The 281-nt window shown below is 32.0% G+C and carries 1 protein-coding gene; it reads left to right on the forward strand.

Features of this window, described 5'->3' with window-relative positions; translation table 11 throughout:
• Positions 1 to 281, forward strand: a 281-nt coding sequence (locus MB824_RS10730; protein ID WP_238748534.1) for a hypothetical protein, incomplete at both ends; no start/stop codon positions are given.

The raw sequence follows: 281 nt of genomic DNA on the forward strand, positions 1-281 counted from the left end.
GTAATTATTATGTATCTTGTACATACAGAAGAATTTGATGATTTTGAAAGTGCTTCAGAATTTCGTGAGCAATGGAAGGAAGCTATTTGGGCATTGGAGTATGGTGATTCAAATATATATTATATTAATGATGATAATGATAGATTTTTTGTGGATGAAGAGACAGGTGAAATAGGTGAAAAGCCCCTTATTCCTCTTGATCCTTATACTTGGGTTTCAGAATCTTTTTTTGATTTAAGTGGAGAATATAGAGAAGAAGACTATGAAGATTGTTATGAGGG

This window comes from Kingella pumchi (assembly GCF_022288825.1).
GTDB lineage: Bacteria > Pseudomonadota > Gammaproteobacteria > Burkholderiales > Neisseriaceae > Kingella_D > Kingella_D pumchi.